Raw genomic sequence first — 6651 nt, 5'->3', positions numbered from 1 at the left:
TTGTCTACACCCTCCTAACAGGAATTATCAGAGCGGGCTGACCGTGACCATGACGCTGATTATTCTCGCCATCATTATTACGTTGATTGTTGCCACCTTATTTACGCGCAGCATTGCAAAGCCGGTCAAGGCGCTACTCGACTCCACACGACGGATCGCCGAAGGTGATCTGCGCACGACTGTCGAAATCAACGGGGCAGACGAGCTGACCGAACTGCAAAAAGCCAGCGCAGCGATGCTCTCTAACCTCAAGGGCACCATTCAGCATATTTCCGATGCCTCAGGCCTGCTCGCCTCGGCCGCCGAAGAAATGAGCTCGATCACACAGGATTCCACACAGGGCATGCAGCGTCAGACCCAGGAAACCGAGCAGGCGGCCACGGCGGTCAACCAGATGACAGCCGCCATCGAAGAGGTCGCACGCAACGCTGTTGCGGCCTCTTCCTCTACCCAGGCCTGTGAAAAATCCGCGCAGACTGGCCAGGATTGCGTCGGCCAGACCATCACTGCGCTGGAAAAGCTCAGTCACACCGTGGACAGAACCGGCACAGAAGTAGAAGGCCTCGCCAATCAGGCTCAAAGCATCGCCAAGGTTGTGGACGTGATTCGCGCCATCGCCGAACAGACCAACCTGCTGGCGCTCAACGCCGCCATCGAAGCGGCGCGGGCTGGCGAACAGGGCCGTGGGTTTGCGGTGGTTGCCGATGAGGTCAGGGCGTTGGCACATCGCACGCAGACGTCTACCCAGGAAATAGAACAGATGATCCAGGGTATTCAGAAGAACTCCAATGAAGCCGTCCAGTCGATGAAGCAGAGCAATGCGGAAACCGACGCCACCTTGCTGATCGCCCAGCAGGCCGGGATTGCGATCAAGGACATCACCGCGTCGATCAGTCATATCAATGAACGCAACCTGATGATTGCGACAGCCTCTGAACAGCAAGCGCATGTTGCGCGGTCGGTCGACGAGAACCTGGTGAGCATTCGCGATCTGTCGGCGCAGAGCTCTTCGGCTTCCAGCCAGACCTCCACTGCCAGCCAGGAGCTGTCTCGCCTGGCTGTGGATCTCAACCGTATGGTGTCGAAGTTTTCAATCTGAAACGGACCTCTCCTTTACTCCGCCAGCCCAAATACCTGACTGGGCCGTCGCAGCGAAGGATCGAAGGGATTGATTCTGGCACTGATGGCCGTGGCTTCACGCTTGAGCAGTTCTACCACGGTCATCAGGCGGTCAGGCCCCAAGCGGTCGGAGATAGTCGCCACGCTGAGCGCCGCCACTGCACGGCCGCTGCGGTCCAGGATCGGCACGGCCAGCCCGGCCATGCCCGGTAACGCGCCGGTGTTGCGGCCGGCGTAGCCGAGGCGGCGCACGTTTTCGACCTCTGAACGCAGAAACACCTCGTCGTACAGGTGAAAATCCTTGAGCCGTGGCAGGTTGTAGGCAATCACCGTTTCCCGCTCGTCCTCGGGAAGAAACGCGAGAATCGCCAGACTGCCCTGCCCCACGCCCAACGCAACACGGCCACCAATGTCGCCGGTGAACGTGCGAATCGGGTACGGGCCCTCACTGCGGTCCAGACAGATCGCGTCAAAGCCACTGCGTGCCAGCAGAAACAGCGAGTCGCCCAGCGATGCAGACAGGCGTAACAGACTGGGGCGTACCACGTCGCGCAGATTGCCGGTGTTGCCCGCCTTGGCGGCCAGCGCAAAGAATTCGATGCTCAACCGATAGCGCTTGCTGAGCAGGTCCTGCTCGACCATGCCCTCATCCATCAGGCTGCGCAGCAAGCGGTGCGTGGTGGGTTGTGAGAGCCCGACACGCTGGGCGAGTTGTGTGACCCGCTCGCCGCCCTCGTCGCAATCGCCCAGGCAACGCAATACGGCGAACAGACGCGACACCGCGCTGACGCCCACTTGCGCAGAATCAGTATTCCGATCAGTGGAATTATTCATGAATATAGCTCGCTATTTTTCCACTAAAAGAATTAATTCGAAGAAAGATGTTATTCAGTGAAATTCCTTGTTGAGCCCATCCTAGCCTTCGACCTACTCTCAGTCCACAGGGGCGATTTGAACAATCATCGGTAGCCGACTCAGAGCGAGCACCAACGTCCACAGAACTGCATGACTTCATTTCGCATCTGCCCATGACAAACGCGTGCTTCGGCGCGCATGCACACAGGTGGAAGCAGGCATGGCATTTCTGCAGCTCGAAGGTCTCTCCAAACGCTACGGCTCTATTGACGCGGTCGTTGCCACCAACCTGGCCGTCGACAAGGGCGAATTCGTTTCACTGCTCGGCCCTTCCGGCTGCGGCAAGACCACCACTCTGCAAATGATCGCCGGCTTCGTTGAAGTCAGTGACGGGCGCATCGTGCTCGACGGCCGCGACATTACCCACGCCAAGCCCAGCAGTCGGGGTCTGGGCGTTGTATTTCAGAGCTATGCATTGTTTCCGCACATGACCGTGGCCAACAACGTTGCGTTTGGCCTGCGCATGCGCAAGGTGCCTGCTGCCGAGTTGCAACAGCGTGTCACACGGGTGCTGGAACTGGTTCGTCTCGGTCAGCATGCCGAGCGCTACCCGCGCGAGTTGTCTGGCGGGCAACGGCAGCGGGTCGCGCTGGCCAGAGCACTGGTGATCGAGCCGCCGGTGCTGCTTCTGGATGAACCGCTGTCCAACCTTGACGCCAACCTGCGCGAAGAGATGCAGTTCGAAATTCGCCGTATTCAGAACGAAGTCGGCATCACCACGTTGATGGTTACCCACGATCAGGCCGAAGCCCTGTCGATCAGTGATCGGGTGGTGGTGATGCAGGCCGGACGGATCACGCAGATCGACGAGCCCTACACACTCTACGAGCACCCACGTACGCGCTTTATCTCGGGGTTTGTCGGCAAAGCCAATATGTTGCAGGGCGACCCGGACAGCAGCGGCAACCCGCAGATCCGTCTGCTACCCGGCGATGGCACGCTGACACTCAGCCTGCGTCCAGAGAAAATTGATCTGGTCGAACCCGGCTGCGGAAAGCTGTCAGGGCGTATCGTCACGCGTTATTTTCTCGGCAGCCAGTGGCTGTATCGCATCCAGACCGGCATCGGCGAAATAACCGTAGTGCGTCGCAACGACGGCCAGGCACCGCTGGAACAAGGTGCTGCGGTCGGCATCGATTGGCCAGCCGAATTGCTGCGTGCACTGGACGCCGACGAGGTGCGCGCATGAGCCTGATGAGCGAAATGCGTCAGGGTGGCCGCGGTTATTGGCTGTCAGCCCCGGCACTGGCGTTATATATCGGCTTGCTGGTGCTGCCGCTGGGCCTGACGCTGCTGCTGTCATTCAACGTGTTCGACTATCAGGTCGGGGTGAAAAGCGACAGCTATACGCTGGCCAATTACACGGCCGTGGTCACCGATTCGTATTTCTATGAAATCTTCCTGCGCACCTTCTGGATCAGCGCGCTGGTGACGTTGCTCTGCGTGCTGATCGGTGTGCCGGAGGCCTACATTCTGAGCCGCATGGGCACACCGTGGCGCTCGATCTTTCTGATTCTGATCCTCACGCCGCTGCTGATCTCGGTGGTGGTCCGGGCCTTCGGCTGGAGCCTTCTGTTGGGGGCGGACGGTCTGATCAACCAGGCTATCCAGTTCATGGGCGGTCGCCCGGTGAAACTGCTGTACACCCCGTTTGCCGTAATCATCGCGCTGGTCCACGTCATGTTGCCGTTCATGATCATTCCGGTCTGGACCTCGTTGCAAAAGCTCGACCCCACCGCCGAACAGACCGCGCTGTCGCTGGGTGCCAGTCAGGCGAAAGTCATGCGCCTGATCGTCCTGCCACAGGTCATGCCGGGCGTGCTGTCCGGCTCACTGATTGTCTTTGGCCTGGCCGCCAGTTCGTTTGCCATTCCCGGCCTGCTCGGTGGTCGACGTTTGAAGATGGTCGCCACGGTGATCTACGACCAGTACCTCTCGGAGCTCAACTGGCCGATGGGCGCGACCCTGGCGGTGGCGCTGCTGCTGGTCAACATGCTGGTCATGCTGTCCTGGAACCGCATGATCGAAGGTCGTTACAAAAAAACTCTGGGGGAATGATCCATGTCCAAGAACGGTCCTTTGGCCCTGTCGTTTCATGCGCTGGTAGTGATCTTCATGATGGCCCCGCTGGTAGTGGTGTGCCTGGTGGCGTTTACCCCGGAAAACACCCTGAGCCTGCCCACTACCGACTTCTCGCTGCGCTGGTTCAAGGCGGTGTTCGAACGCGCCGACTTTATCGACTCGTTCTACAACAGCCTGATTCTGGCGTTTGTGTCCGCAACGCTGGCGACGTTGATCGCGGTGCCTGCTGCGCTGGCGATCACCCGCCATACATTTCCGGGCCGCAACTTTTTCAATGCGCTGTTTCTTTCGCCGATCATCATTCCGCACCTGGTGCTGGGGGTGGCGATGCTGCGCCTGTTTGCGCTGATGGGCGTAAACGGCAGCTTCACCTGGCTGATCTTCGCCCACGTGCTGGTCATCACGCCTTACGTACTGCGTCTGGTGCTGGCGGCGGCGATCGGTATCGACCGCAGCGCCGAACACGCCGCCGAGTCATTGGGGGCCAACCGTTTCACCCTGTTTCGGCAGATCACCCTGCCGATGATCCTGCCCGGCGTGGCAGGCGGCTGGTTGCTGGCGTTCATCAACAGCTTCGATGAAGTCACGCTGTCGATCTTCGTCACCTCGCCTGCTACCCAGACCCTGCCGGTGCGCATGTACGTTTACGCCACCGAATCCATCGACCCGATGATGGCTGCCGTATCGGCACTGGTCATCGCCCTCACCGCCGCCACCATGATCCTGCTCGACCGGGTCTATGGGCTGGATCGCGTGCTGGTCGGCAAACACTGATCCGGAGCTTTCACGTTATGGCATTGCTGAAACGACTGGCTGAACATGATCGCCCCGTTCTGCCCTTCACCCTCGATGGGCAACCGGCCAATGGTCTGTTGGGCGACACCGTGCTGACTGCGGTATTGACCGCCAGTGAGCACCTGCGCGGCAGTGACTTCAGTGCCGAGCCGCGCGCCGGGTTCTGCATGATGGGCGCCTGCCAGGACTGCTGGGTAAGACTCGGCAACGGCCAGCGAGTGCGTGCCTGTTCGACGCTGCTGGAAGCTGGCCAGGCGATTATTCGTGAACCGGGGCGGCGGCCATGAGCAAAGACCGCGTTGCCATTATCGGCGCCGGCCCAGCCGGGATTCGCGCTGCCCAGACGCTGCTGGAGCACGGTGTCAAAGCCTGCCTGATCGACGAAGGTCTGCGCGGCGGCGGGCAGATCTATCGCCGCCAGCCAGAGAATTTCCAGCGTTCGGCCAAGGCGCTTTACGGCTTTGAAAGCGGCAGGGCCGTTGCGCTGCATCAGGCACTCGATGCACTGACAACACAGATCGACTACCGACCGCAGACGCTGGTGTGGAACGTCGAAGGCAATCAACTCGATACCCTGCACAACGGAACAGTCGCAACCCTGGATTTCACCCGACTGATTGTCGCCACAGGTGCCACCGACCGCATTCTGCCAGTGCCCGGCTGGACACTGCCCGGCGTGTATAGCCTGGGTGCAGCGCAGATCGCACTTAAATATCAAGGTTGTGCGATTGGCGAACGCGTGGTGTTTTGCGGCAGCGGCCCCTTGCTGTATCTGGTCGCCTATCAATATGCCAAGGCTGGCGCGAACGTGCTGGCGGTGCTCGACAGCGCGCCGTTTTCAGCCCAATGCAAGGCGCTGCCTGCGCTGCTCGGCCAACCGGCAACCCTTGCCAAGGGCCTGTATTACCGCGCGTGGCTGAGTGCGCATAACATTCCCGTGCACCAGGGCGCACACCTCACACGCATCAACGGTGACAAGCGCGTAGACGGCATTCACTGGCAACGCAACGGCCAATCAGGCCACCTGGCCTGCGACGCAGTAGCCTTTGCCCATGCGCTGCGCAGCGAGACACAACTGGCCGACCTGCTCGGCTGTGAATTCGGTTGGAGCCCGCTTAACCGAGCGTGGCTGCCCAGCCGGGATGACTGTGGGCGCAGCAGTGTGCCAGACGTGTATCTGGCAGGCGACGGTGCTGGAATCATGGGCGCAGACGCGGCGGAAATGGCCGGAAAACTGGCCGCGCTCGGGCTGCTGCAAGACAGCGGTGTCACCGTCGACGCCGTGCGTATCAGTGACCTGCAAACCGCACTGCAACGCATCGAACGCTTCCGCCACGGGCTGGAAACCGCTTTCCCGTTCCCCGAAGACTGGGCTGCCAATGTAGCGGATGACACGCTGGTGTGCCGCTGTGAAGAAGTCTCTGCGGGCGATATTCGTACCACCGTGCAGGGCGGCCATTGGGAGATCAACCGGGTCAAGGCCATGTGCCGGGTCGGTATGGGCCGCTGTCAGGGCCGGATGTGCGGCCTGGCAGCCGCCGAGATCATCGCCCGCGAGAGCGGCCGGCCAGTTGAGCAGGTCGGCCGTCTACGCGGCCAGGCTCCGATCAAGCCATTGCCGTTCGGCCTGGAGATGCTGCCCGTGGACAAGCAATCAGCGGAGACACAACCATGAGCACGCTGATTGAAAGCGATGCGATTGTCATCGGCGGCGGCATTGTCGGCGCCTCGGCAGCCTTC

Annotated in this window: 7 protein-coding genes and 1 pseudogene (1 of these 8 running past the window's edge); 7 read left to right on the top strand and 1 reads right to left on the bottom strand. The window is 60.7% G+C overall.

Going from position 1 to position 6651, the window contains the following annotated elements; all coding sequences use genetic code 11:
- Positions 1 to 49: 49 nt before the first annotated feature.
- Positions 50 to 1099 (top strand): methyl-accepting chemotaxis protein, encoded by a 1050-nt coding sequence (locus ALO64_RS00455; RefSeq protein WP_375233384.1) that lies wholly within the window; start codon positions 50 to 52, stop codon positions 1097 to 1099.
- A 14-nt stretch (positions 1100 to 1113) separates the two neighbouring features.
- On the opposite strand, the gene ALO64_RS00450 is transcribed toward ALO64_RS00455, so the two are convergent.
- Positions 1114 to 1953, bottom strand: a complete 840-nt coding sequence (locus ALO64_RS00450) for an IclR family transcriptional regulator (RefSeq protein ID WP_044344990.1) — start codon at positions 1951 to 1953, stop codon at positions 1114 to 1116.
- 241 nt (positions 1954 to 2194) lie between these two features.
- Here ALO64_RS00450 and ALO64_RS00445 point away from each other — a divergent pair, with 241 nt between their 5' ends.
- The 6 genes and pseudogenes from ALO64_RS00445 to ALO64_RS00420 all read left to right on the top strand — a co-directional run.
- Positions 2195 to 3223, top strand: coding sequence for an ABC transporter ATP-binding protein (locus ALO64_RS00445; RefSeq protein WP_044344991.1), 1029 nt, complete (start codon positions 2195 to 2197; stop codon positions 3221 to 3223).
- Positions 3220 to 4092, top strand: coding sequence for an ABC transporter permease (locus ALO64_RS00440; protein ID WP_044344992.1), 873 nt, complete (start codon positions 3220 to 3222; stop codon positions 4090 to 4092). The genes ALO64_RS00445 and ALO64_RS00440 overlap by 4 nt, the downstream gene beginning before the upstream one ends.
- A gap of 3 nt (positions 4093 to 4095) precedes the next feature.
- Positions 4096 to 4890 carry an ABC transporter permease gene (locus tag ALO64_RS00435; RefSeq protein WP_005734602.1) on the top strand — a complete coding sequence of 265 codons (795 nt, stop codon included), beginning with the start codon at positions 4096 to 4098 and terminating at the stop codon, positions 4888 to 4890.
- A 17-nt stretch (positions 4891 to 4907) separates the two neighbouring features.
- Positions 4908 to 5198 carry a (2Fe-2S)-binding protein gene (locus ALO64_RS00430; protein WP_002553787.1) on the top strand — a complete coding sequence of 97 codons (291 nt, stop codon included), beginning with the start codon at positions 4908 to 4910 and terminating at the stop codon, positions 5196 to 5198.
- Positions 5195 to 6586: an NAD(P)/FAD-dependent oxidoreductase gene (locus tag ALO64_RS00425; RefSeq protein ID WP_044344993.1), complete on the top strand. Its 1392-nt coding sequence runs from the start codon at positions 5195 to 5197 to the stop codon at positions 6584 to 6586. Before ALO64_RS00430 ends, ALO64_RS00425 begins: the two co-directional genes overlap by 4 nt.
- Positions 6583 to 6651 (top strand): annotated as a pseudogene (locus tag ALO64_RS00420) (NAD(P)/FAD-dependent oxidoreductase) (it continues 1103 nt past the right edge of the window). Before ALO64_RS00425 ends, ALO64_RS00420 begins: the two are co-directional and overlap by 4 nt.

Origin of the sequence: Pseudomonas meliae (assembly GCF_001400515.1) — a bacterium.
GTDB classification, from domain to species: Bacteria; Pseudomonadota; Gammaproteobacteria; order Pseudomonadales; family Pseudomonadaceae; genus Aquipseudomonas; species Aquipseudomonas amygdali.
Note: the sequence above shows the minus strand (reverse complement) of the source record. Positions and strands in the feature narration are given on the sequence as shown.